General features: G+C 52.6%; 21 protein-coding genes. 19 read left to right on the forward strand and 2 right to left on the reverse strand.

Annotated elements, in window-relative coordinates:
* Nucleotides 1-291 precede the first annotated feature (291 nt).
* The gene (locus ALO_RS15070) at nucleotides 292-1,122 is read right to left on the reverse strand and encodes an AraC family transcriptional regulator (RefSeq protein ID WP_004097442.1); all 831 of its coding nucleotides are present in this window, start codon (nucleotides 1,120-1,122) and stop codon (nucleotides 292-294) included.
* A gap of 420 nt (nucleotides 1,123-1,542) precedes the next feature.
* Here ALO_RS15070 and ALO_RS15080 point away from each other — a divergent pair, with 420 nt between their 5' ends.
* From ALO_RS15080 to ALO_RS15150, 14 genes are all read left to right on the forward strand, one after another.
* The gene (locus ALO_RS15080; RefSeq protein ID WP_050807031.1) at nucleotides 1,543-3,705 is read left to right on the forward strand and encodes a TonB-dependent receptor; all 2,163 of its coding nucleotides are present in this window, start codon (nucleotides 1,543-1,545) and stop codon (nucleotides 3,703-3,705) included.
* 105 nt (nucleotides 3,706-3,810) lie between these two features.
* Nucleotides 3,811-4,779, forward strand: coding sequence for an ABC transporter substrate-binding protein (locus ALO_RS15085; protein ID WP_004097445.1), 969 nt, complete (start codon nucleotides 3,811-3,813; stop codon nucleotides 4,777-4,779).
* Between the two features lie 43 nt (nucleotides 4,780-4,822).
* On the forward strand, nucleotides 4,823-5,875 hold the full coding sequence (locus ALO_RS15090; protein ID WP_004097446.1) for a FecCD family ABC transporter permease: 1,053 nt from the start codon (nucleotides 4,823-4,825) through the stop codon (nucleotides 5,873-5,875).
* A complete protein-coding gene (locus ALO_RS15095) occupies nucleotides 5,875-6,912 on the forward strand; it encodes a FecCD family ABC transporter permease (protein ID WP_004097447.1) in 1,038 nt (345 codons plus the stop codon). The genes ALO_RS15090 and ALO_RS15095 overlap by 1 nt, the downstream gene beginning before the upstream one ends.
* A gap of 41 nt (nucleotides 6,913-6,953) precedes the next feature.
* Nucleotides 6,954-7,766, forward strand: a complete 813-nt coding sequence (locus ALO_RS15100; protein WP_004097448.1) for an ABC transporter ATP-binding protein — start codon at nucleotides 6,954-6,956, stop codon at nucleotides 7,764-7,766.
* On the forward strand, nucleotides 7,763-9,061 hold the full coding sequence (locus ALO_RS15105) for a nitrogenase component 1 (RefSeq protein ID WP_004097449.1): 1,299 nt from the start codon (nucleotides 7,763-7,765) through the stop codon (nucleotides 9,059-9,061). The genes ALO_RS15100 and ALO_RS15105 overlap by 4 nt, the downstream gene beginning before the upstream one ends.
* A complete protein-coding gene (locus tag ALO_RS15110; protein WP_004097450.1) occupies nucleotides 9,042-10,274 on the forward strand; it encodes a nitrogenase component 1 in 1,233 nt (410 codons plus the stop codon). The genes ALO_RS15105 and ALO_RS15110 overlap by 20 nt, the downstream gene beginning before the upstream one ends.
* Nucleotides 10,275-10,428: 154 nt before the next feature.
* Complete coding sequence (locus tag ALO_RS15115; protein ID WP_004097451.1) at nucleotides 10,429-11,391, forward strand: ABC transporter substrate-binding protein; 963 nt, start codon at nucleotides 10,429-10,431, stop codon at nucleotides 11,389-11,391.
* A gap of 56 nt (nucleotides 11,392-11,447) precedes the next feature.
* Nucleotides 11,448-12,455, forward strand: coding sequence for a FecCD family ABC transporter permease (locus ALO_RS15120; RefSeq protein WP_004097452.1), 1,008 nt, complete (start codon nucleotides 11,448-11,450; stop codon nucleotides 12,453-12,455).
* Nucleotides 12,448-13,476 (forward strand): FecCD family ABC transporter permease, encoded by a 1,029-nt coding sequence (locus ALO_RS15125; protein ID WP_004097453.1) that lies wholly within the window; start codon nucleotides 12,448-12,450, stop codon nucleotides 13,474-13,476. Before ALO_RS15120 ends, ALO_RS15125 begins: the two co-directional genes overlap by 8 nt.
* A gap of 41 nt (nucleotides 13,477-13,517) precedes the next feature.
* Nucleotides 13,518-14,195, forward strand: coding sequence for an energy transducer TonB (locus ALO_RS21015; RefSeq protein WP_004097455.1), 678 nt, complete (start codon nucleotides 13,518-13,520; stop codon nucleotides 14,193-14,195).
* Between the two features lie 575 nt (nucleotides 14,196-14,770).
* Nucleotides 14,771-15,025 (forward strand): MotA/TolQ/ExbB proton channel family protein, encoded by a 255-nt coding sequence (locus ALO_RS21800; RefSeq protein ID WP_050807030.1) that lies wholly within the window; start codon nucleotides 14,771-14,773, stop codon nucleotides 15,023-15,025.
* Nucleotides 15,025-15,441: an ExbD/TolR family protein gene (locus ALO_RS15145; protein WP_004097458.1), complete on the forward strand. Its 417-nt coding sequence runs from the start codon at nucleotides 15,025-15,027 to the stop codon at nucleotides 15,439-15,441. The genes ALO_RS21800 and ALO_RS15145 overlap by 1 nt, the downstream gene beginning before the upstream one ends.
* A gap of 223 nt (nucleotides 15,442-15,664) precedes the next feature.
* The gene (locus tag ALO_RS15150; RefSeq protein ID WP_004097459.1) at nucleotides 15,665-16,150 is read left to right on the forward strand and encodes an LptA/OstA family protein; all 486 of its coding nucleotides are present in this window, start codon (nucleotides 15,665-15,667) and stop codon (nucleotides 16,148-16,150) included.
* 85 nt (nucleotides 16,151-16,235) lie between these two features.
* Here the strand turns inward: ALO_RS15150 and speD are convergent, their stop codons facing one another.
* Nucleotides 16,236-16,688 (reverse strand): adenosylmethionine decarboxylase, encoded by a 453-nt coding sequence (speD, locus tag ALO_RS15155; protein WP_004097460.1) that lies wholly within the window; start codon nucleotides 16,686-16,688, stop codon nucleotides 16,236-16,238.
* 347 nt (nucleotides 16,689-17,035) lie between these two features.
* Here speD and ALO_RS15160 point away from each other — a divergent pair, with 347 nt between their 5' ends.
* The 5 genes from ALO_RS15160 to ALO_RS15180 all read left to right on the forward strand — a co-directional run bounded on the left by ALO_RS15160 (nucleotide 17,036) and on the right by ALO_RS15180 (nucleotide 21,881).
* Nucleotides 17,036-18,217 (forward strand): FprA family A-type flavoprotein, encoded by a 1,182-nt coding sequence (locus ALO_RS15160; RefSeq protein WP_004097461.1) that lies wholly within the window; start codon nucleotides 17,036-17,038, stop codon nucleotides 18,215-18,217.
* A gap of 59 nt (nucleotides 18,218-18,276) precedes the next feature.
* Entirely contained in the window at nucleotides 18,277-19,458 is a 1,182-nt protein-coding gene (locus ALO_RS15165) for a class I SAM-dependent rRNA methyltransferase (protein WP_004097462.1), read from the forward strand.
* A gap of 333 nt (nucleotides 19,459-19,791) precedes the next feature.
* A complete protein-coding gene (locus tag ALO_RS15170) occupies nucleotides 19,792-20,235 on the forward strand; it encodes a CtsR family transcriptional regulator (RefSeq protein WP_004097463.1) in 444 nt (147 codons plus the stop codon).
* Between the two features lie 47 nt (nucleotides 20,236-20,282).
* Entirely contained in the window at nucleotides 20,283-20,804 is a 522-nt protein-coding gene (locus tag ALO_RS15175; RefSeq protein WP_004097465.1) for a UvrB/UvrC motif-containing protein, read from the forward strand.
* Nucleotides 20,805-21,881 (forward strand): protein arginine kinase, encoded by a 1,077-nt coding sequence (locus ALO_RS15180; protein WP_004097467.1) that lies wholly within the window; start codon nucleotides 20,805-20,807, stop codon nucleotides 21,879-21,881.
* The last annotated feature ends 33 nt before the right edge of the window (nucleotides 21,882-21,914 follow it).

Below are 21,914 nucleotides of genomic sequence, written 5' to 3' on the forward strand. Positions count from 1 at the left end.
GAAGAGAGACTGTACTGGGGGTACGTCGAACGAGCGCCCGGAACCCTAACGCCGCAGATGGGCCGTTCTGCCCACCCGCGGCTTGGCTGGCGGCGGCCTGGGTTGATAGGTAGTTGCCGGTTGGCTGACGCACTCTTTCTGAGTGCGTTTTTGCTTTTTATCAGATGAATGCCTGGCGCCTATCTCTTGCGGGTGGCGGCTGCCTGAGTTGATAGACAGTCCCCGGTTAACAAAAATAAAGCAGCTTTCGAACTGTACGGCTCGAAAGCTGGCTTTATTTTTATATGCAGGTTAAAGCGACCGACGCAGGCCAAATTTTTCCCTCAGGGTAGTGGGAGTAAAGCCGGTACGTTTTTTGAATAATTTACTGAAATAATAGGGATCAGGGTACCCGACACAGGTAGAGATTTCCGCTATAGATCTGAAGGTGGCGCATAGGAGTTCCCTGGCTCGACGAACCCGGTAGTCGATCAAATAATCTAGGGGCGCTATTCCGGTATGCTTTTGAAACAGATAGGCGAACTGCTTGCTGTTTAAGCCATATTGTCCGGCCCAGGCAGCTATTGTCAACGGTTCTCTGTAGTGATGCTTCATATATTCGATGGCCTGTTCCACCAGCTCCCGGTCCTGCTGGTTGTAACGGCTGCCGGCGGAGGTCAGGGTTTCATCCAGAATGCCAAAAAACAGCGATTTGGCTTGCAAGGCCGGCAAGTTGCCCGGTTTGGCGCAAACGTGATGCAGGCGGTGGAGTAAATCCCGGATGCGGGGACTATGGCCTGAATCCAGTTGATAATGGGAAAAGGCTTGGGGAAATTCTTTCCTGGCACTATCCGCTACCTGATAATGGACTACCATATAACTCCACTCCACGTCTCCAACTACCTCTTTATTCAGAGGCATATTGGGACCGCCGTGAAAGATTTTGCCCGGCGACATCTCGTAGGCCACACCGTCAAAATGCATCCTGGCACGCCCCTGCAAAGGAAAAATCAGACCCGAAACCGCCGGTGTGAAAACGTCAAGGCATTTCTTCCCCGGCGGGACGGTGGCTTTAATAACATCAATGATTTGGAAGGAGATGCGGGAGAAATTCCCCGCTAATTGATTAATATCTACTTGCATCGCCGGGCCTCCTGATTTACTTTTACAAATAAGTAATGATGATATTCATTCTCAATATTATACTATAGTAACTTTAGAAGCAGATGTCAACCTTTCTGACGGCAGTTTGGCACCGGATGTGAGGAATCCTGCTATTGCAGTTATCTTTGAAAAGTTCATCCTGTTTCGGAAAATATCCATTTCTTTGCCGATTTTTTTGATCAATCCTTATTGTCTCAGGGCTTTTATCATAGAAATTCCTCCATTTACGCAACCTTTTATATTTGATATTCTAGATATACTGAATTCGATATTGAAAATCATTATCATTATGATGTGATGTAAATATCTATTTCTGCCAGGAAAGGAGACAACAGCTTGAAGAAGAAGGAATGCCCCTCAGCCAGAAAGTGCCTGGTTTATGCTCTGATCGGCAGTCAAATGTTCTGGTACACACCGGCTATTGTTTATGCCGAGGACGCTCAACAAACGGCTGAAGCCGGCAGCGAATCGGCCGATGCTGACGAAAAAAATGAAGCCCCCATGGAAGAAGTAGAAGTAACCGCCAAACGTGACCAGCTGCCTCCCGTCTATGCAGGCGGCCAGGTGGCGCGCGGCGGTAATATCGGCGTATTAGGCAATAAGGATTTTATGGACACTCCCTTTAACATTATTAGTTATACCTCTGAAACCATGGAAGATCAACAGGCCGACACACTGTACGATGTGCTGATCAATGACCCTTCCGTCCGGTTTGCCACCTCTGCCGGTGGCACCAATGAGAACTATATGATCCGCGGTTTAGAACTGAATTATCAGTATCTCTATTTTAACGGCATGACGGGTTTGGCGCCGCACCATCATGTTCCGGTTGAATTTCTCGAGCGAGTGGAGGTGCTGAAGGGTCCCACTTCCTTTCTTTATGGTGGAGTAAGCACTTCGGTGGGCGGCGCTATCAACCTGGTGCCCAAGCGTGCCGGAGAGGAGGATATCACTGACTTTACCACCAGCTATACCTCCACCTCACATTTGGGCGGCCATATTGATCTTGGGCGTCGGTTTGGCGAAAATAAAGAATGGGGCATTCGCTTCAATGGTGTCTACGAGGATGGTGAAACCGCAGTTGACGATCAAACCAAAGAGCGGCTGCTGGGCGCTGTGGGTGTGGATTATCAAAGCGACAAATGGCGCATGTCTCTGGATTCCTACTATTCGGAAAATAGTTATGATAACGGATCCAGCTCTATGTACTACCTGGGCAGCGGTTATACAAAAGCGCCGGACGGCTCGACCAATGCGTACCGGGGAACAGATGGCACGATGGAGAATACTGGAATCCTGCTTAAAGGTGAATATGATGTTGAGGACGATTTAACCGCTTATTTCGGGATCGGTACATTATCGACCAAGGCAACCGGCTTCATCAACGGCAATCATGTTCTGAATCTCCAGTCCGATGGAACGGCAACACTTCGGAATGTTTTTAAACAATACTTTTGGACAGAGACCACTTCCGCCGATTTCGGGCTGCGCAGTACTTTCCAGACCGGTGCGGTAAAGCATCAGGTCGTTTTAGGCACAAGCTTGGTGGATACGGATTATTCCAATGCTTATACTCAGGGCAGTGGTAATTATGCGACGAACATTTATAACCCGATCTCAGTTGCCAGCTATTATGATAGCCTGACGCAACCAAGCCGGGGCAACAAGACCCTCGTGACTGAGCTTTCCAGTGTTCTTCTGTCTGACACCCTTTCTTTTGACGATGATAAAGTACAGTTAACCTTGGGGGCGCGGCGGCAAAATGTGGATCAGACAACCTATAAGTACGCCAACAGCCTTGCCACCGGAAACCCGACATCCACAAGTGTCTACGAATCAGACGCTACGACACCGATGGTCGGCCTTGTCGTCAAGCCATGGGGGGAATCGGTTTCCTTCTACGCCAATTACATTGAGGCGCTTTCCCCGGGAACTGTGGTCGGTATAACCTATGACAATGCCAATGAAGTACTGGCGCCCTATAAAACCAAACAACATGAAATCGGCGTCAAATGGGACGAAGGTAATTTTGCCAATACCCTGGCTATTTTCCAAATCGCAATGCCCAGTTCTACGACGACGAACAATGTTTATTCCTACGACGGCGAACAGAAAAGCCGCGGTATTGAGTGGAACACCTTCGGCAGTATCGCGAAAAATCTTCGCCTTTTAGGGGGCATTGCCTATACGAAAGGCGAGATAGTCAATTCCGCTACAAGCTCTAATAACGGCAATACCCCGTATGGAGTACCGGAATGGACGATGAACGCCGGCGTCGAGTGGGACACGCCGTGGGATGAGAATTTAACGCTTTCGCTGCGGGCCGTATATACCGGGTCCCAATATATTAATAATGCCAACACCATGGAAATCCCAGACTGGGTGCGCTATGATATCGGTGCGCGATACAAAAGCGTGATTAACAAAGTACCGGTCACATATCGGCTCAGTGTGGAAAACCTGTTTGACAAACATTACTGGGCAGGTTGCTTCAGTGCCGAAAATTATGTCACGCTAGGCGCTGCCCGCACGGTTAAGCTATCAGCAACCATGCATTTCTAAACAGAGGCTGTCGCCGGATATTTTAAACACTGCGGACCCATTTTTGCGCATAGTCGCTTGGCGGCGGCTATGCGCAAATTGACATTTCTGATTGGAGGAAGCAGAATGAAACGACTGTTGGGACTGCTGGTCTCGCTTGTACTTTTAACAGGACTGCTGTCCGGCTGTGGCGGGACTCCCGCAAAAAAGGGCGCCGGTATATTAAAAAACGCTCCCGGACAGGAAATGAAAGAATCCGCCTGGCCCAGGACAATCATCGATGCTGCCGGCAATAAAGTGCTGTTAAAGCAGCCGCCCCAAAGGATTGCGCTGCTTCACTCCTTATATCTGGAACACTTCTTTGCGCTGGGGACGCCGCCGACTGCCTCCATGGGCGCCTCCGCCGGAACTGCTATGAAGGTGCTGCAAACCTGGGAGACGCTGAAACCCTTCGCTAAAACAGCTGATGTCATGGACTTGGGCAGTTCCCGTGATTTGAATCTGGAGGCGGTTTTAGCCGCCAATCCGGACGTGATTGTTACATTTAAAGGCCGTCATGTGGAAAAAGTCTATGATCAACTGGTTCAGATCGCTCCGGTTATCCTAGTGGACTTTAGCGCTTCCTGGCAGGACCAGACGATGGCCTGTGCGGAAATCGTCGGCAGGGAAGGCTTTGCCCGGGATTTTATTAAGGAAGCCGAGACAATCATTGCTATGGCTAAAGAGAATCTGAGTCAGCACAAAAACAAAACCATGGCACTGTTTCGCACTGATGGGAAATCCTTTATCTCGCGGGGCAACAGGCAGTATTACGAAACCTTCGGCATTTCCAAGCCCGCGGGCTATCCCGATGACTATGAGAGCATGTCGTTAGAGGCTGTGGCGGAGATGAACCCTGATTATATCGTGTTTCAGGACTCTCGCGAAATGGCCCGGGCATTTGTAAAAAACCAGGAAGCTTGGGCAATATGGCAGGAATTGGACGCAGTAAAACAGGGACATGTCTTTTACTTCGACGACTCCCTTAATACCTTCGGACCGCTGGCCATGCGCCTCACGGCTGATAAACTGGTCGAGATATATTCCGGTCCCTGATGCATCAGGCCGGAGAACTGCAGCAGGGAGGACAGTCTACTCAATGAAACAGCTACAAGAATCAGTACGGCCGGGACCGGCATTGCATACACAGAAAAAAAGCCGCGCACTGGCGGCGTGGCTGATCATCATCTTGGGGCCGGGGCTGGTCGCTTGGCTTATGGCTCTCTCCATCACCAAGGGAGCAGCAGACATCTCTCTGCCTCTGGTCTGGGACGCCTTATTCCGCTTTGACGGGGGAGATATCCGTCACCTGATTGTGGCGGACCTGCGCCTGCCCCGGGTGGTAGCCAGTGCCCTTGCCGGCGCTGCCTTTGCCGTGGCTGGAGCTCTCATGCAGGGCATGACCCGAAACCCTCTCGCGGATTCCGGGCTGATTGGGTTAAACGCCGGGGCGGGCTTTGCCCTGTCTCTGTGTTTTGCTTTTTTTCCGCATCTGGGGTATCTGAAACTCATCCTGTGTTCCTTTTTAGGGGCGGCGTTCGGCGGGGTGCTGGCGACCGGCATCGCCTCTCTGGGACGCAGCGGCGCGTTACCCATGCGCCTGGTGCTGGCAGGGGCGGCGGTCAGCGCTTTGCTGACCGCCCTTAGCCAAGGTGTGGCACTGTATTTTAACGTGGCGCAAAATCTCATGTTCTGGACGTTAGGCGGCGTAGCCGGTTCTAACTGGACTCAAGTCAGCATTATGACACCTTGGATTGGAGCTGGGCTATTGGGGGCAGTGGCGCTTTCACGTTTCATTACTCTCCTAAGCCTGGGGGAGGAAGTGGCTAAGGGATTGGGACTGAATACAGTGTTGGTCAGCATTCTGGGCTCGCTGCTGGTGCTGGTCCTGGCGGGAACTGCCGTGTCGGTCCTGGGGGCGGTGAGCTTTGTGGGCCTGATGGTGCCTCATCTGGCCCGGTTCCTGATAGGGGTGGATTATCGTTGGATTATCCCTGCTTCGGCGGTTCTGGGCGCTTTCTTACTGGTATTAGCGGATTTGGGGGCGCGGACGCTGACCCCGCCTTTTGAAATCCCTGTCGGCGCGCTGATTTCCCTGATTGGCGTTCCCTTCTTCCTGTATCTGGCCCGCCGGCAAAGGAGGGCTCTGTGATGGCCGAACGGCAAACCAATCATGAGCTTTATCAACGAAAAATTGCCCTGCGCCATGCCGTTATTGTGGCTTCCTGCGCCGCGCTTCTGATCCTCTCGCTGATCGTCAGCATGAATATCGGATACATTCCGCTTTCGCCCATGGATACTTTAAGGACGCTCATGGGGGACGGCACAGAGCGGGAAACCCTGATCCTGTTTCAGTTCCGGCTGCCCCGCATTCTGATCTCCGTGCTGGTTGGGGCTGGACTGGCCCTGTCCGGATGCATCGTCCAGGGGATTTCCCGGAATGCACTGGCCGACCCGGGTTTGCTGGGGATTCATGCCGGGGCGGGGTTGATGGTGATCCTTTATGTGCTGTTTTTTGGTGCCCAGTCCTTTTTGTCGGTGCTGACTCTGCCCTTTTTGGCCTTGACCGGGGCAGGCATTACGGCGGTTATGATCTATGTGCTGGCTTTTAAACCAAGCGATGGTGTCGCTCTCTTGCGCCTGATTCTGACCGGACTGGCGGTGCAGGCGGGGATTTCGGCTTTGACCACCGTGCTGGTTGTTAAGCTGGATGATACCCAATTCGATTTTGTGGCTCTGTGGCAAGCCGGCAGCATCTGGGGAAGCAACTGGAAATTTATCCTGGCATTGTTGCCCTGGATGTTGCTTTTGATTCCCTATGTGCTGATGCAATCCCGTGTGCTGGATGTGCTCAGCTTTGGCGATGAGACAGCTGTCAGTCTGGGCCTTGGGGTAGAAAAGGAACGGCGGAGGCTTTTGGCCGCTGCGGTAGCTTTGGCTGCAGTCTGCGTGGCAGTCAGCGGCAGCATCGGCTTTATCGGGCTAATTGCGCCCCATTTGGCCCGGCGGCTGGTGGGGCCGAAGCACGTTATACTGTTGCCTGCCTGCGGGCTGATCGGCGCGGCATTGCTTTCGGCGGCGGATACTCTGGCCAGAGGAATCATGCAGCCAGCAGAAATTCCGGCCGGCATTATGGCGGCGATGATCGGCGCGCCCTACTTTCTTTACCTGCTGGCGAGAACCAGATAACCGGATGCCGGAATCATCATAATGAAAGGGTGATAAGTTTCATGAACAGCATTGTAACGGAAAATCTGGCCGTGGCTTATGAAGACAACCTGGTGGTAACCGACCTGGAACTACAGATTCCCCAGGGCAAGATCACCACGATTATCGGCCCCAACGGCTGCGGAAAATCTACGGTGCTTAAAGCCGTAGGACGCATCCTGAAACCGAAAAAAGGCCTGGTGTACTTAAACGGAGAGGATATCCGCCGCCTTTCCACCAGGGAGGTGGCGCAGAAAATGGCCATATTACCGCAGTTTCCCCAGGCCCCGGCAGGGCTTACGGTGGGGGAACTGGTATCCTATGGCCGCTTTCCCCACCAACGGAGTTTTGGCAAGCTAAAGACCTCTGATAAAAAGATCATCGATTGGGCTCTTGAGGTCACCAAACTTGCCGTCCTGGATACTACGGCAGTGGACAGCCTGTCCGGCGGACAGCGCCAACGAGTCTGGATCGCCATGGCTTTGGCCCAGCAAACCGATTTGATCTTATTGGACGAACCGACGACTTATCTTGATTTGTCCTATCAGCTGGAAGTGCTGGAACTGCTCCATCGCCTGAACCGGGAACAAGGCTGTACGATTGTGATGGTACTGCATGATTTAAACCTGGCCGCCCGTTTTGCCGACTATATGGTGGCCATCCGGGGCGGGGAGATTATCTGCCATGGCGCGCCGGAGGCAGTGATGACCGCTGAAGTGCTGCGGCAAGCTTTCCATATTGACGCCCAAATTATCACCGAGCCCCGCACAGGCCGGCCAACCTGCATTTCTTATGACCTGATTAAGGACCAGCCGGAAGGAGGGGCGAAACCATGAACGAGTTAAGCCGCCTAAAGCGCCTGTCAGCGGTAAGGTCCAGCAGCGGCATCCAGTTTCTTACGCCTGCCGTTTCCCCCGGATCGCATTGCCCCATGCGCATTGCCTCGGTCATCGTAGAAGGGATTGAAGGGCTTTCCTCCCTGCTGGTGGGAATGCCTGAGTGCACCACTCACTCCCGGCTGTTTAATCCCTACCCGGAGGGAAAACACGGGGAACTGCACTGGCTGTATGTGCTGGAGGAGCAGGAAGTGGTTTTTGGCTGCCGGGAGGGTCTGATCAATGCTCTCCAAAAGATGGATCGGGCCGGGGCCAAGGCTATTCTGCTGATCGTCACCTGTGTGCCGGAACTGATCGGGGAAGATATAGAGGGAATTCTGCACGAAGTGCAACCGGAATTGTCCGCCCGGGTCACCTTCGTTATGCTGGGCCAGTTCAAGAACGTCAGCTATCCGCCCGGTTCATGGAAGACTATGGAGGCACTGGGCCGGCTGATGGCGGCGAAAGAAACCGATAAGACCCGGATCAATGTGCTGGGCCGCTCTCCGGATGAAGAGCACATCCCCCTGCCTTCTATACTGCCTGAGCTTAACCGGCAGGGGTTCTCTTTGCGCTATTTGGCCCCGGGCGCATCCCTGGCAGATTTTCAAAGTGCAACCGATGCCAGGCTCAATCTGGTGGTTTCTCCCTTCATGCAGCCCCTGGCCGTCAGAATGGAACGGGAATTTGGCATTCCCTATATTCCTCTGCACATACTTTATGATGCAGAGAGCATTGACCGGACCTATCAGGCTCTGGCGGCAGATTTAGGCCTTGCCTGGGGGGATGAGACCTGGAAAGAAGAACGCCGGCAGGCTCTTGCCCTGGAGAAGCAGGTCGGGGAAAGGGTGAAGGGACTTCGTTACGCTTTTTCGCTGCGGCTGGATATGCCCCTTCCCCTGGCCGTTTATCTGGCCAAACTCGGTATGGAGCCTGTGCTGCTGCATATGGAAGAATATTACCCGGAGGATAAAGACCATGCCCTGGAGCTCATTAGCCGGGGACAGGACCCCTTGATCTGCCGTATGGTGAATATTGAAGCTGAGCTTTCGATTCTGGAAAAGCTGGACATTGATGTATGTTTTGGCTATTTGCCGGAACGCAGCAAAACCATCCCCTGTGTGCCGGAAATGCTTGATTTTTACGGGCAAACAGGGTACGGTCGAACCGGCGGCCTGTTGCAAAGAATCTTACGCATATTAGACCAGCGGGATATAGGGAAAGGAGGAACTGGCAATGGGGCTGCATCGGTTTAAACCTCCAGCATCAGGACGCATGGGCACGCTTTGGACTCTGGCCGGCATTCGCGGCGCGGCTTTAGTAGAATTCGGCTGTATGGGGCACATGCTGTACAGCGGCCTGACCCTGAAACGAGCCGGGGTCCAGGAGGGCTGCAAGCTCTACTCAACCCATATCGACGAAACGGATATTGCTTTTGGCGATACCGGCAGACTGAAAGAGACTATCGATCATGTGATCCAAAAGGATCAGCCGCGGGTGATTTTTCTTTTGCCCTCGGCGATCCCTGAAGTGATCGGGACGGATATTGCCGCTTTTTGTGAGGAAGTGCAGCCGGACTATCCGGACGTTCGCCTGCTGCCCTTTGGGCAGGGCGGTTTTGACGTTATCCACCACCAGGGCGTACAGGAGGCGCTGCTGTTGCTGGCCCGGACCCTGCCGGCAGAGGTAGGCCGGACACCCCGGCCCACTTTTAACATTATTGGCTCCTGCGCCGACTTGTTCCGGTTTCAGGCTGATGCCGGCGAGATGATCCGCCTGATGGCAGGGGCTTTCGGCATAGAGCCTCTGTGCGTCATGACCTCGGATGCATCGGTATCTCAGATCGAAAATATGGGCGGGGCTCATGTCAATCTGGTGATACGCCGGGAAGGAGAGCCCGCCGCGCGTCATCTCCAGCAGCGGTTCGGGACACCGTACTTTGCGGGACGGCCCTACGGCATTGAAGGCACTGGCCGCTGGCTGACGGAAATCGCCGCGATATGCGGTCTCAAGGTGGATAGCTCCTTCCTGAAAGCAGAGAGAGAAACCCTGCGGCGGCAGCTTACGCCGGTAATGCCGTCTTTTCAGCACATCGTACGGTCTCATCCTGAGGAAGCCATATTATCTTTGGGGGGACATGCCGATGTGATCAAGGGTATTCTGGCCTTTGGCTGCGGCGAGCTCTCGTTGGTAAAAGGGGCTTGCTGGTGCGACTGTCCTGATATGGCCGGTGAGGATATTCCCTATTTTACGGAAGAACAATGGTCAAAGGCGATTCAGGAGCAGAAAAAGGGCTTTATCATGGCCAGCGGCGAGGCTCTGGAATGGGCGGGACGGAACCGGGAGCTGCAAATTTCCAGCCCGGATACCAAATGGCGTTTGCATCCTTATGAACCGCCCTTTGTCGGCTTTCACGGCGCGGTGCATCTCATCAATCTATGGATCAACGAAGCCCAGGGGGGCCGTTGAAAAAGGTCCATCTGCGTCACTTCAGCCTCCTGCGGGCAGGGAAAAAAATTGGTGCGTGTTAGCAGAATAATGAAAATGACTATCAAATTCATTTACATGGATGGATTTCTGTGTTAAATTATTTTCATAAGTATAGAAGCGAGGAATGGAGCATATGAGAAAGGGATTACGGACCTGGGGCCTGATGCTGTTGACGTCGGTAAGCTTAGGTGTTTATGCTGCCGGCTGCGGTTCCCAGGCGCGAGACGCCGCAATGCCTGCTGCCGAAAAGCCGGCTTCACGGGTGGTGCAGTATCTGGGCAAGGAATATACGCTGCCGGTCAAGGCTGAGAAAATCGTGGTCACCGGGGCCCTGGAGGGGCTGGAGGACCTGCTGGCGCTGGGAGTGAAGCCGGTCGGGTCTATGAGCATCGGCGGCACTTTTCCGGCGATCTTTGCGGACATTCTTCAGGAAGCCAAACCCATAGGCGAGCGGATGCAGCCCAGCTTTGAGACTCTTTTGCAAATTAGGCCCGATGTGATTATCAGCAGTGATAAATTTCCAGCGGCTACAGCCATTCAGCTTGGAAAGATAGCCCCAACCATCCCCTTGTCTCATTTCCCCGGGGACGGTGAGGCCAATCTTCGTTTTTTGGGGGAACTGACTGGCTCCGGGGACAAGGCGGAAGCGATGATCCGGCAGTACCGGCAGAAGGCTGCGGCGGCCCAAGACCATTTGCCGGCAAGGGTAAAGGATAAAAAAGTGGTGGCCATACGCATCCGGGTCGGCAGCATTTCCGTGTATCCCGCCCATGTGTTTTTCAACGACGTTCTCTATACCGATCTGGGTTTGCCGGTGCCGGCGGAAATTCGGGCCGTTAAGTATCAGGAACTCATTTCCCTGGAAAAGTTCAGCGAAATGGACCCGGATTATATCTTTTTACAGTATGCGGCGGGAGAAAACCCGGCTCATCCTCAGGCAGTGGAGAATCTGCAACAGAATCCCATCTGGCGCAGCCTGAAAGCGATGAAAAATAACCGGGTATTCGTGAATGTCGTGGACCCGCTGATACAGGGGGTGGCCATCGGCGGGAAAATTCAATTTTTAGAAGCGGCTCTGGAAAAACTGCACCAGTAAAGTTGGCGCTACAAGGGCTGATATTCTTTTAAATACGGAAAGGCGAGAGGAATTTCATGCGTGTAACCAACTTGACGGGATATGGGATTTTGCTGACTTCACCGTTGCTGGTGCTTTCCTGCATTATCCTGTCCATCTATTTCGGCGCCAAGTCCATTGATATAGCCGTTATTCAGGCAGCCATCCTGCAATTTGATCCGGGTAACCTGGACCATCAGATTATTGTCAGTTCGCGTCTGCCCCGCATAGCGGGAACCCTGCTGATCGGCGGGGCCCTGGCGGTCTCGGGAGCGCTGATGCAGGGAATCACCAGAAATTATCTGGCTTCCCCCGGCATTATGGGCATCAGTGACGGTTCGATTTTGGCGGTTACTCTGAATATGATCCTGCTGCCTCAGGCCTCCGATCTGGAGCTCATGATAATGTCCTTCGCCGGATCGGCGTTGGGCGCAGGCGTGGTTTACGGCCTGGGGGCCATGCTGCCGGGAGGGCTGTCGCCTTTAAGGCTGGCTGTATTGGGAGCAATCACCGGAACCTTTTTAAGCAGTTTGGCTGCTGCCTTGGCGGTTTATTTCCAAATATCCCAGGATATCAGCTTTTGGTATAATGCCCGGCTGCACCAGCTCCGGCCGGAGCTGGTGGAACTGGCGCTGCCGTTTATCATCGCAGGATTGATGATTGCCCTGTGGCTTTCTAAGTCTGTTACCATTCTCTCTCTGGGAGAGGAAGTGGCAATCAGCCTGGGGCAGCGTACAAGGGTCGTAAAGATTGCCGCCGCCGGGGCTGTGATGCTGCTGACTGGCAGCGCTGTGGCTCTGGCGGGAAAAATTGCCTTTGTGGGGCTGATTGTACCGCATATTGTACGCTACCTGGCAGGGGCTGACTATAAATGGATTATTTCCTGCTCTGGAGTTTTGGGAGCGGTTTTTCTGGCCGTTTCCGATATACTCAGCCGGTTTTTGAACTTTCCTTTTGAAACGCCGGTCGGAGTTATCACCTCACTGGTCGGCGTGCCGTTTTTCCTTTACCTGGCGAGAAAAAAGGGAGACCGGAATTATGCATAGGCAAAGTACAAGCCGCTTTACCGGCACCATGATCACAGGTATCCTCTTAGTGGCGGCTACTGTCTGCCTGAGCCTGAGTTATGGCATCTTTGAACTGACCCTTGTGGACCTGGGGAAGATTTTTCTGGGACTGGAGACCGTCCGGGAACATGAAGTGCTCATTTATGATTTTCGCTTGCCCCGGATCGTCATTGCGGCATTGGTAGGGGCGGGCTTAGCCATAGCCGGCGCCGTGCTTCAGGGGATTTCCCGCAACGGCCTGGCTGATCCCGGTCTGCTGGGGATCAATGCCGGAGCCGGATTGGCGATTGTCATCTTTATGTTCTTTTATCAGGGGAAGCTGATGGGAACTGATTGGAGGGCTATCCTGGCCATGCCTTTTTTCGGGCTGGCCGGAGGACTGGGGGCCGTAGCCTTAATTTATCTGTTTGGCTGGAAAAACGGCCGTATGGATCCCCAGCGTTTTTTACTGACAGGTGTTGCCCTGGGTTCGGGGTTTGGAGCCCTTTCCCTGTACATTACCTTGAAAATGAATCCCGCTGATTTTCACAGTGCTACGGTCTGGGGGCTGGGCAGCCTGCTTCACGCCAACTGGGACTATATATTTTCCATGCTGCCCTGGTTTTTGCTGCTGTGTCCGGTGATTTTCCTGAAAGGACCTATCCTGGACCTGTTCGGCCTGGATGAGGGCAATGTCAGGAGCCTGGGGGTGGCTGTGGAGAAAGAGCAAATTATTTTGCTCGTATGCAGCGCCGGTTTGGTCAGCGCCTGTGTGTCCGTGGCAGGGAGCATTAGTTTTGTCGGGCTGATTGTACCTCATATCGTCAAACAATTGGTGGGCATCCGGCATGATCGGGTCATCCCCGCCTGCGCCGTTGGCGGTATGCTGCTGGTTCTGGCCGCTGACTTTATTGCCAGAAATCTGTTTGCTCCGGTGGAAATCGCAGTGGGAGTTATTATATCCCTGATTGGGATCCCTTATTTTATCTATCTGTTATTTCAGGCTAAACACCAGCGTTAGTTATATACTGACGCACAGCCGTGAAAGGGGGCGTAGCACTTATGCGCGAGTGTTCTTATAAACAGGCGGCCGCGATTTCTTTATTGCTTCATGTAGTGGCAGGAATCGCTCTGTCGGTGGCGCCGTTCGCTCTCAGCCGCTTTGAGCCTGTGAGTGACGTTGTGCCGGTCCGATTACTAAGCATGGGTGAGATGGGCGGCATGACGGCTGAGGCTGCAGCGCCGGTTCCACCCATGCCGGCGCCGGAACCGGTCTTGGAGGAAACCGTAGCCGAGCCTCAGCCTCAACCCTTACCGGATACTGTTGATGAGCCGGCCGTGGCGACTCTGGCCCCTCCTGCTCCTCAGACAGGCAATCCCCAGGCCGGTCAGCCGGGGATTGGCCAAGGGGAAGGGAAAGGAGACGGGGAAGGCTATGGAGATGGTTTAGGCGGCTCCGGCGAGAATCAGGCGAGGATTTTAGAGGGAACTAAACCCCGTTATCCGATGGCGGCTCGCCGGGAAGGCCGGGAAGGAAGCGTCGTGGTCAACATTCTGGTAGGAACCGACGGCAGGCCGGAAACTGTGACAATCCGGGAAAGCAGCGGCTTTGCCGAGCTGGATGAGGCTGCCCTGGCAGCGGTTAAAAAATGGCGTTTTGCACCGGCCATGAAAGACGGTCAGCCGATTGCCGGCTATCATGCGGTGCGGATAAGGTTCCGCCTCACGGATACTGACTGAGGGAACCGTTGAAAAAGGCCCATCTGCGTCACTTCAGCCTCCTGGGGGCGCGCTGTTCAGAAAGTATTCCTTTTCAGATTTGTTCTAGATTGTTTACTTCTTTGTTGCCTATCCGAAAAGGAATTTACTTTCTTCTTACCTAGCGTCTGAACCTTTTTGAACGGTTCCAGATTCCAGGCTGCAGATGAGTTTGAACGAGATTATCTGATGAGAGGAAGAGGAAAAAATATGTTGGAGACTTTGATACAAGGTGGATGGGTTATGGTACCCCTGCTGATTTGTTCCGGGGTAGCAGTTACCGTTATTATCGAGCGGGGGATGTTTATCCGGCAGGCCGGTAAGAGAGAGCAGGCGGATGCCCTGTTGGCCCTGGCGGGAGAAGGCAAGGTGAGCCAGGCGCTGGAATTGGCCCGGGATGCTTCGCTGCCGCTGGTCAAAGTGCTGAAGGCCGGTTTGGATTGCCGGCATAATCCGGCCAAAGCTATGGAAGCGGCGGCTTTGGGCGAAGTGACTTTCATGAAGCGGGGCCGTGCCGGTTCTGGAGANCCATTATTACCCTTTCACCGCTGTTGGGCTTGCTGGGTACGATTATCGGCATGATCGATTCTTTTGAGATCATGGCCTTGTCCGGTTCCAGCCAGCCCCATGCCGTAACCGGCGGGGTGGCCGAGGCGCTGATTGCTACCGCCGGCGGTATTACCGTAGCCGTGCTCACTTTGATTCCCTACAATTATTTTTTGGCCTGGGTGGAGCGGGAAACCGAAGCTATTGAGCAATACGCCACCCGGCTGGAACTCATGATCACGGCGCAACCCCGGGAGGGCTGCTGATGAGACTGCCCCGTCAGGCGCCCCGCAAGGCGCGGATTGAGATCATCCCGATGATTGATACCATGTTTTTCCTCTTGGTTTTTTTTATGTTGTCCAGCCTATCCATGATTCAGCAATATACTGTACCGGTGAATTTGCCGCAGGCAGTGGGCAGTCCGGAAAAAATTCCCGCAGTGGTGACTCTTACGATTACCGAAGACGGCAAAATGTTTTGCGACAAGGAGCCCGTTCAGTCTCCCAGGGAGGCGGTAATGCGCCTGAGACAGCAGTCACAAGGCCAAGACTCCCTGGCCGTAGTGATCAATGCCGATCAAAATGTAAAGCACGGTCAGGTCGTCGAACTCTTGGATGCCATACAGCAAAGCGGCCTGGAGAAGATTGCCGTTGCCATCAACCATGTAAAAGCAAAAGGATGAGGGAGGGCAATCCATTCTTTTTGGCGCCGCAATTTTACGCAAGCGTGGCATCACCAGTGAAAGAACCAGCTGTGATCTATGATTACCAATAAAAGGAGATTGCTATCCGACTTAGAAATATATTATTATAAAATTGTACCCGGACCGTCGAAGTTCAGGCACTTTTTTGCGCTACATAATCGTAGCAGTGTATCCGGCTATTTATGCTGAAAGGGGGATGGCTATGAAGCTGAAGGGGTTCCTTGGCATCCTGCTGGCCGTCGCCGTATGGGCCATACCTTTGCCTGCGGTTCAGGCAGCTATGCCGGTCATCAAAGCGGATAAGCAGTATTATGATATTGCCCAGGGGGTCCATGTACTTAAAGGAAACGTGTATATTGCCCATAAAAACCGTGTTGTTACTATGGGAACTGCTAAGACCAATATGGTCGAGGTTTGGGGTGCCGGCGGCGTCCGATATGCGGAAGCAGACCATGATATTACCTTAACCGGCAGTACGATCTACGCTAATTTCAGAAAGAAAAGAGTTACGCTGACCGATGAAATTGATTTCCAAGACGGTCTTGTGGGGATTAGCGCCGATCGGGTGGAGTTTAATTGGGAAACTAAGATTGCTGAATTCCAGGGAAATGTGCACTGCTCCGCCCGCGGAACTGATTGGACGCTGAATGAGGCCCGGTATAATGTAAAAACCAAACAGTTTATGTAGGACCGGATACGCAAAAGGCAGTTTGTCATTTGAGACAAACTGCCTTTTATCGGTCATCCATCATATTTTCATATCCGTCCTGTTTTTATTTTGCACGGGCCAGGAAACGGAACACCTTGGCGCCGGTGCTGCGCACCCTGTATATGGCGCCGGCGCTTACTTTGACTTTTGGTTTCATATCCCGTTCCGAGCCAAAGTCACCGCGTTTGATATGATAGGTTTTCGTTCTTTCCGGCTTCAGAAATTTTTTGAGGATGAATACTGCCTTATCCGGGCGGCTATGGTCGCCGCATGTGAATACATCTACAGCAGCGTAACCCAGTTCAGGATATGTGTGGATACTCATGTGGCTTTCCGCTAAAAGGGCTAAAGCGGTCAAGCCCTGCGGTTCAAATTTGTGAGCCGAGAAGTTCAGTAGAGTCATGTTTGCTTCCCGGACTGCAGTCATCATGGCATCTTTGACGTATTCCATGTCGTCAAGAATTTCGAAGCTGCAGCCGTACATGTCGACGGTGAGATGTTTACCAATTGCTTTCATCAACATCGCCCCTTTTTACTAAAATTTTTGGGGGGGAGGCGTAATTGTTCCTGAAAAAAGACCAAAATTCAAACCTTTTCTAGTGAAAAACGTGATTTTTCCAGGGGAATATCTGTATTACGCCGGATATTATATTGTTTATACAGTTTTTCATTATATATCCGTTGGACTGGATTGTAAAGATGTTTTTTTAATATGTGCAGTTTAGAGGGAAGATATGATTTTTTTCAAAAATATAGCAGGAATATAGCGGTTCAGGTACAATTCTGTCTATAGCAGCAAAATGATCCGCAGCAAAAATAGCCGAACAGGTTACACTACAAATGTAAAGTGAATGGAGTGATCCGATGAACCGGGTGCAATTAACAAAAGGCGTGTATTATGTCGGGGCGGTTGACTGGAATCTACGGGATTTTCACGGGTATGCCACCCCGGGTGGTGTCACTTACAACTCCTATTTGATTGTTGACGAAAAGATCTGCCTGATTGATGCTGTGAAAGCTCCTTTCGCCGGAGAATTATTGGCTCGTATCCGTGATATTGTCGATCCGGCTAAAATTGATTATGTTGTTGTCAATCATATTGAGCCGGACCATTCCGGCGCTCTGCCGGCCATCATGGAGCATATGCCCCAGGCCAAGGTTATTTTGACGCAGCAGGGCAAAGACGGTTTGGTGAAGCATTATCAAAAGCAGTATGATTTCCAGGTGGTAAAAGAAGGCGACAGCCTTGCTTTAGGAAATCAAACCCTGAGGTTTATCCCCTTGCCGATGGTGCACTGGCCGGATTCCATGGCCAGTTACCTGGACAAAGACCAGATTTTATTCTCAAACGACGCTTTCGGACAGCATATCTGCACCACCAAGCGCTTCGACGGGGAAAATAATCTGCCTGACGTACTGTATGAAGCAGCTAAGTATTACGCCAACATTTTGATGCCCTTCAGCAAGTTAGTCGCAAAGGCATTGCCTAAGATTAAAGAGCTGCCCATCAAGCTCATTGCTCCCAGTCACGGAGTAGTTTGGCGGGATCACATCCCGGAAATTCTTGCCAAATATGAGCTTTGGGGGAGCGGCAAGACTCGGGACACAGTGGTCATCGCTTACGATACCATGTGGGGCAGCACCGAGACCATGGCCCGGTATATCCTGGAAGGAGTGGCTGCTGCCGGCGTCAATGGCAAGCTCTATCGCATGTCCCTGTCTGACCGCAGTTCGGTCCTGAAGGAAGTTTTAGAAGCCCGCGGGGTGATTGTGGGTTCATCCACATTAAATAATGGTATGCTGCCGAATATCGGCGCCTTAATGCTGTACATGAAGGGGCTGCGTCCTGCCGGCAAGCTGGCGGCGGCATTTGGCGCTTACGGCTGGGCAGGCGGAGCACAGGCTGCCCTGGAAGAAATGATGCAACAAGCCGGCATGCAGGTGGAGCCTGGTTTGGCCATAAAATGGATTCCCGACCCAGCGGAGATCCAGCGTTGTTATCAGATGGGCTATGACTTTGCCCAAAAAGTTCTGAACAGTAAATAGGCAACCGGCAAGAGCGCCTACAATAATAATATATCCGTACGAAAAAAGGAGCAAGAAATATGGACAAATATGCGCAGGTATTATTACGCAAAGGCGCTCAGCACCGGGTGGAAAATGGGCACCCCTGGGTTTATCAATCGGAAGTGGACTATGTGGAAGGGGACTTTGAGCCGGGGGATATTGTTGATGTCTATAACTTTCGCCACCGGTTTATCGGCCGGGGCTATATCAACCCCCGCTCCCAGATTCTCGTGCGGATATTGAGCCGCGAGCAGGAAATCATTAACCGTGAATTTTTCCGCAAACGCATTGCTCACGCCTGGCAGTACCGGCAGAGGTTTTTAGCTGAGCCGGAATACTGCCGGCTGGTGTTTGCTGAAGCTGACTTTTTACCGGCGCTGATCGTTGATAAGTTTGGCGGGTACCTGGTGATTCAGACATTGGCTCTGGGGATCGACAGATATAAGGAGGAGATCGTGTCGATCCTGGATGAAATGTTTCAGCCTGAGGGCATCTATGAACGCAATGATGTGCCGGTACGGGAACTGGAAGGCCTGCCCCAGCAAAAGGGCTATTTAAAAGGCCGTTTCCCAACCCTGATTCAGGTACGGGAGAATGGTCTGCCCTTTTATGCCGATATTGACCTGGGCCAGAAAACCGGCTTTTTCTACGATCAGCGGGAAAACCGCGCTGCCATCAAACCCTTGATGCAAGACGCCACTGTGCTGGACTGTTTCTGTCATACAGGATCTTTCAGCGTCCATGCTGCTGTCTACGGCGCGAAAGAAGTAACTGCCGTGGATATTTCTGAACAGGCCATTGAGGTGGCCAAAAAGAACGCTGCCCTCAATCAGGTCAGCGACAAATGCGAGTTCATGGTGGGTAATGCCTTTGACGTACTGCGCAGCATGTCCGACGAAAAGCGCCAGTTCGACGTAGTCATTCTGGATCCCCCGGCCTTCACCAAAAGCCGCCACGCCCTGGAAGGGGCAGTACGCGGCTATAAGGAAATCAACCTGCGGGGCCTGAAGCTCACGAAATCCGGCGGCTTCCTCATTACCTGCTCCTGCTCCTATCACATGCAGCGGGACCTGTTCAGCGCCGTAGTCCAGGAAGCCGCCCACGACGCCCACCGCACCATCCGCCAGGTGGAGTACCGCACTCAGGCAAAAGATCATCCGATACTGCCAGCCTCGGATGAGACGAGTTATCTGAAGTTTTTGGTGCTGGAAGTGTTGTAAAAGGCAGAGAAGTCCATTAGATAGGTGAGAAGCCCCGGATGCTCGACATTCCGCAAGAGCCCCGACTTCAGATACGGGGGGTGTTTGCAGGGATTAGACAACCGGGGCCTTATTATTGTGAAATGAGACGAAATAAAGCGTCAGAGTGAGATAGTTTTACTAAATCCTATGCTATCGGATATATTGGTTATTATATCTTATTGCTAAAAGTCAAAAAGTCAAATAAAATAAAATCAAAAGTCAGTAAAAGTCAATACACGGTTATACTGCCTGCTATTTACCGGAATACTAAGAAAGATGCCCTGCATCTCTCTGGAAAAGGAGGTAAAGCATATGCCAAACTTGGCTGATTTGATTGAAGAATTTATCTTGCGAAAGCTCTCGGACCATGGGGGCGGGATTGTGCTGCTGCAGCGCAATGATTTAGCCGACGAGCTGGCCTGCGCTCCTTCACAGATTAGTTATGTTCTCAGCACCCGGTTTACCAGTGAGCGTGGCTTTTATGTAGAGTCACGGCGGGGGTCAGGCGGATTTATCCGCATTGCCCGTATTCCTGCCGGTCATGTCCTGCAGTTTGAGGTGCGGCGCCAGGAACCCGGTCCGGCCAGGCCGGAAGATGTGGTGGAAATCATTGGCCGCCTGCGGGATAATGGCATGGTCAGTGCCCGCGAAGCGGTTCTGTTGACCGGGGTATTCGAGATATTCGGTCAGGCCTTGGACGAACGTCAAAAGATAGAGGTCTTACGGTCCTTGCTGGGGCGTCTCATGAATCTGTAGAGATGGAAAGAGAACGCTCAATCACATATATCAGGAGGGAGTTTTATATGCTTTGTGATGACTGCAAAAAACGGCCGGCCTGTGTGCATATTACCAAGATTGTTAACAATCAAAAAGTAGAAAAACACTTGTGTGAGCAATGCGCCCAAAATGCCGGTGAACTTCAGTTTGCTCTGGACAGCAGTTTTTCGGTGCATGATTTTCTTAAAGGCATGTTTACTCATGGCATGATCGACGGCGGCAGTCCTGCCGTCAAAAATGAAATTGCCTGCCCTAACTGTGGCATGACCTATAGCGATTTCAGCCAAAACGGCAAAATCGGCTGCAGCGTGTGCTACACCACTTACGCCGACCGGCTGGAGCGCTTACTGCGCCGGGTGCATGGCGCCAGCGCCCATACCGGCAAAGTGCCTTGCCGTACCGGCGGCGCTTTGGTAGCCAGACAGAAAATTAAGCAGTTGAAAAAGACCCTGGAGCAGCTAGTGGCCCGGGAAGAATATGAGCAGGCAGCCAAAGTCCGGGATGAGATTAAGGGCTTGGAAAGAAACATGTCGGAGGGGGGAAAATAAATGTTGCTGCAAGACTTGCTGGATCAGCCTCAGGTATCCTGGATGAAGCCCGGCGCCAAAGACGGCGATATTGTCCTATCCAGTCGGATTCGTCTGGCCAGAAATCTGGCTGACATTCCTTTTCCCGGCCGGGCGGAGGCCGGCCAACTGCAGCAAACCGCCGACCAAATCCACCAGTCGGTTTCTGCTTTGGCCGCATCAGATCGGCATGAATATCTGTTTATACCGCTGGAACAGCTTACACCCTTGGATCGGCTCATTCTGGTGGAAAAACATATCACCAGCCCCAACCATGTACAGGAATCTAAAGGCAGGGCGCTCTTAGTACGGGATGATTCAATGGTCAGCATCATGGTCAATGAAGAAGATCATCTGCGCGTTCAATGCATGATGCCGGGGGCCAATCTCTCGGAGGCATTCGCTTTAGCCGACCGGGTGGATGACGTCCTGGAAGCGGAGCATGACTATGCCTATAGTGAGCGCCTGGGGTATCTGACTTCATGTCCCACCAATATTGGCACCGGCTTGCGGGCCTCAGCCATGCTGCATCTGCCGGTCCTGGTGCTGACCAAACAAATTCAGCGGGTGGTGAATGCCGCAACCCAGCTGGGTTTGGCGGTACGGGGCATCTACGGTGAAGGCACCGAGGCGGTGGGCAATATCTTTCAGATTTCCAACCAACTGACCTTGGGCTACAGTGAAGCTGAGATCATTGAGAACCTCACCAGTGTGGTGCAGCAGGTGGTAGATCAGGAACGGGCGGCCCGGTCCGCTCTGATGGCTGAATCCCGAAGTCTGCTGGCGGACCGGATTTGGCGGGCTTATGGCATACTGCGCTTCGCCCGGAGCATATCCGGCCAGGAAGCCTTGGCCATGCTCAGTGAAGTGCGGCTGGGCATTGATCTGAAAATTATTGAAAACCTGCCGGCGGAAATATTTAATGAGCTGTTGGTAGCTACCCGACCTAATTTTCTTCAGAAACGGTCCGGCGGCGAGAATGATCCGGCTGCCCGCGACCGATACCGGGCGGAATTAATCCGGGAAAAGCTCAGCGCCTTTGAAATAAAACAACCTTAGAACAAGTGAAGAACAGGAACAGGTCCAGATAGG

Origin of the sequence: Acetonema longum DSM 6540 (genome assembly GCF_000219125.1) — a bacterium.
Lineage (GTDB): Bacteria > Bacillota > Negativicutes > Sporomusales > Acetonemataceae > Acetonema > Acetonema longum.

Bases quoted from the DNA above. Each gene is read 5' to 3' on its own strand.
- ALO_RS15095 (WP_004097447.1), top strand. From the start codon at position 5,875: ATGGCCGAACGGCAAACCAATCATGAGCTTTATCAACGAAAAATTGCC.
- ALO_RS15175 (WP_004097465.1), top strand. From the start codon at position 20,283: ATGCTTTGTGATGACTGCAAAAAACGGCCGGCCTGTGTGCATATTACC.
- ALO_RS21015 (WP_004097455.1), top strand. From the start codon at position 13,518: ATGCGCGAGTGTTCTTATAAACAGGCGGCCGCGATTTCTTTATTGCTT.
- ALO_RS15105 (WP_004097449.1), top strand. From the start codon at position 7,763: ATGAACGAGTTAAGCCGCCTAAAGCGCCTGTCAGCGGTAAGGTCCAGC.
- ALO_RS15165 (WP_004097462.1), top strand. From the start codon at position 18,277: ATGGACAAATATGCGCAGGTATTATTACGCAAAGGCGCTCAGCACCGG.
- ALO_RS15180 (WP_004097467.1), top strand. From the start codon at position 20,805: ATGTTGCTGCAAGACTTGCTGGATCAGCCTCAGGTATCCTGGATGAAG.
- ALO_RS15145 (WP_004097458.1), top strand. From the start codon at position 15,025: ATGAGACTGCCCCGTCAGGCGCCCCGCAAGGCGCGGATTGAGATCATC.
- ALO_RS15110 (WP_004097450.1), top strand. From the start codon at position 9,042: ATGGGGCTGCATCGGTTTAAACCTCCAGCATCAGGACGCATGGGCACG.
- ALO_RS15080 (WP_050807031.1), top strand. From the start codon at position 1,543: ATGTTCTGGTACACACCGGCTATTGTTTATGCCGAGGACGCTCAACAA.
- ALO_RS15150 (WP_004097459.1), top strand. From the start codon at position 15,665: ATGAAGCTGAAGGGGTTCCTTGGCATCCTGCTGGCCGTCGCCGTATGG.
- ALO_RS15125 (WP_004097453.1), top strand. From the start codon at position 12,448: ATGCATAGGCAAAGTACAAGCCGCTTTACCGGCACCATGATCACAGGT.
- ALO_RS15115 (WP_004097451.1), top strand. From the start codon at position 10,429: ATGAGAAAGGGATTACGGACCTGGGGCCTGATGCTGTTGACGTCGGTA.
- ALO_RS15120 (WP_004097452.1), top strand. From the start codon at position 11,448: ATGCGTGTAACCAACTTGACGGGATATGGGATTTTGCTGACTTCACCG.
- ALO_RS15085 (WP_004097445.1), top strand. From the start codon at position 3,811: ATGAAACGACTGTTGGGACTGCTGGTCTCGCTTGTACTTTTAACAGGA.
- ALO_RS15090 (WP_004097446.1), top strand. From the start codon at position 4,823: ATGAAACAGCTACAAGAATCAGTACGGCCGGGACCGGCATTGCATACA.
- ALO_RS15070 (WP_004097442.1), bottom strand. From the start codon at position 1,122: ATGCAAGTAGATATTAATCAATTAGCGGGGAATTTCTCCCGCATCTCC.
- ALO_RS15100 (WP_004097448.1), top strand. From the start codon at position 6,954: ATGAACAGCATTGTAACGGAAAATCTGGCCGTGGCTTATGAAGACAAC.
- ALO_RS15170 (WP_004097463.1), top strand. From the start codon at position 19,792: ATGCCAAACTTGGCTGATTTGATTGAAGAATTTATCTTGCGAAAGCTC.
- ALO_RS15160 (WP_004097461.1), top strand. From the start codon at position 17,036: ATGAACCGGGTGCAATTAACAAAAGGCGTGTATTATGTCGGGGCGGTT.
- speD (WP_004097460.1), bottom strand. From the start codon at position 16,688: ATGAAAGCAATTGGTAAACATCTCACCGTCGACATGTACGGCTGCAGC.